Source organism: Anaplasma marginale str. Florida (assembly GCF_000215485.1).
Lineage (GTDB): Bacteria > Pseudomonadota > Alphaproteobacteria > Rickettsiales > Anaplasmataceae > Anaplasma > Anaplasma marginale.
Map to the genome: position 1 here is coordinate 1 of NZ_AFMS01000034.1, position 1442 is coordinate 1442.

A 1442-nucleotide genomic window follows, 5' to 3' on the forward strand; every position below is an offset into this window, starting at 1 on the left:
CTTTGCGCAGCATGTTCAGCGGTGGCAAACAACACCTCTCCCACCTTGGTGCTGAGGCTTGCAGGGAAGAACACTTCGTAAAGCTCCCCTTCTGTGATATCTTGACCGCCGATTATTGGGTATGCCTTCCAGTGCGTGTCGTTAAATGCGCTAACTTCCTCACTTAGCGCAAGCATAGTAAGCGAATCAGAAGTGTTGACCCCAGCGGAGTTTACCCTACCATCCGGGAACATATCCGCAGGTAGTGGGATATAAGGGTGTGGGGCGTACTCAAAGGATTGTGCCTTTTCTAATGGGTCAGCGCACAAGCACTCCGCGGGAATATCAGAATCGTTGATCATATTGACGAAAGAAACGTTGGCCCCGTTCTCTATCAACCGCCTCATCAAATATGGTAACAACTCTTGATGCTGTCCTATGGGAGTGTACACACGGCAACAAACGTTCGGTGCAACTTCCTTGGTGACATAATCGTACAAATCTTGCGCCATGCCATGCAGACGCTGGAACTCAAACCCCGGATGGTCTTTGTCAGTCATTTCCAAAATAAAGGATACGGAGTGAGCGTTATGAGTTCCGAAAACGGGATAAAAGGTTCCAGGCTTACTTAAGAGCTTTTGCACACATGCAAAATAGGAAACATCCGTGTACACCTTTCTGGTGAACACCGGATATCCATCCAATCCCATTTCTTGCGCATTGCGGATTTCATAATCCCAGTAAGCACCCTTCACTAACCTAATGATCATCTTGCGGTTTGCCCTTATCGCTATATCCTCCACAAAGTCAATAGCGGCCAGCGCCCTTTTTTGATAAGCTTGTATGACAAAACCAAGCCCCTCCCAACCATTAAGAGAGCTGTCGGAAAACACTGTGTCCAGAATCATAAGAGACAGCTCTAACCTACGCGCCTCTTCAGCGTCTACTGTCAGTTTAACGTTGTACTTCTTTGCAACCTGACACAACTCCAATAATTTGGATGATATGTCTTTTAGTACGTAATCCGCCTGGCCGAATTCATATCTCGGGTGCAGAGATGATAACTTAACCGATATTCCGTGCCTTGATCCTAGATCATCTACTGCTTGCGCATTAGAACCCAACGTCTCCAGAGCACCCATGTAGGCAGCAAAGTATTTGTCTGCATCTGCGCGAGTTTTCGCAGCCTCTCCTAGAACGTCGAAGGAGCACACGTGTCCGGCATCATAGCTTCTTGCAATTGCCTCTTCGATTGTACGTCCGCACACGTAGTGCTTGCCCAACACCTGCATAGCTTGTAGGGCGGCTTTTCTTATCACGGGCTCACCCATGTCTTTAAGCAGATTGCCCAGTATGCCGTACCATCGGGAGTCATCAACTTCCCTGAGCATATGCGCACCGATGCTAAGTGCCAAAGTGGACACATTGACAAATATCGACGTAGAGCGCCCTATATGCTTGTT

The 1442-nt window shown here is 48.1% G+C and carries 1 protein-coding gene; it reads right to left on the reverse strand.

Going from position 1 to position 1442, the window contains the following annotated elements; all coding sequences use genetic code 11:
• Nucleotides 1–1403, reverse strand: a 1403-nt coding sequence (locus GAC_RS01035) for a proline dehydrogenase family protein (RefSeq protein WP_241760100.1), incomplete at its 3' end; no start/stop codon positions are given.
• Between the last annotated feature and the right edge of the window lie 39 nt (nt 1404–1442).